This is a genomic window from Acidithiobacillus sulfurivorans, from assembly GCF_018853815.1.
GTDB classification, from domain to species: Bacteria; Pseudomonadota; Gammaproteobacteria; order Acidithiobacillales; family Acidithiobacillaceae; genus Acidithiobacillus; species Acidithiobacillus sulfurivorans.
In genome coordinates this window covers 1-267 of the sequence record NZ_JAAOMP010000062.1, presented here as the reverse complement: position 1 = coordinate 267, position 267 = coordinate 1, and the positions used below count along the sequence as shown (strand labels likewise).

1 protein-coding gene is annotated in these 267 nt (G+C 53.2%); it reads left to right on the top strand.

Features of this window, described 5'->3' with window-relative positions; translation table 11 throughout:
• Positions 1-47: 47 nt before the first annotated feature.
• Positions 48-267, top strand: a 220-nt coding sequence (locus HAP95_RS05685; RefSeq protein WP_215883340.1) for a hypothetical protein, incomplete at its 3' end; no start/stop codon positions are given.

Genomic DNA, 267 nt, shown 5'->3' with positions numbered 1-267 from the left:
GCGCGGGGCGGTCTCTTCTGCTTCAAGATGCCAAATGGCCAGTGAGGATGGTTCGTGGAAGCCGCTGGCCTGAAGGCCATCTGACGTCCAAAGGCTGGATCGCCAACATCGACACCAGAAATAACATCGGGATTTTTTATACGACGCCAGTTGGACGACCGGAGACCTATGGGGTGTTTGCTCGTGCCGCTTTTCGAGGGAGAAATCCACTCGGCAAATCCAATGTGACGGTTAGGAAAGCGATTTCCTATCCCGGTGAAATTTACT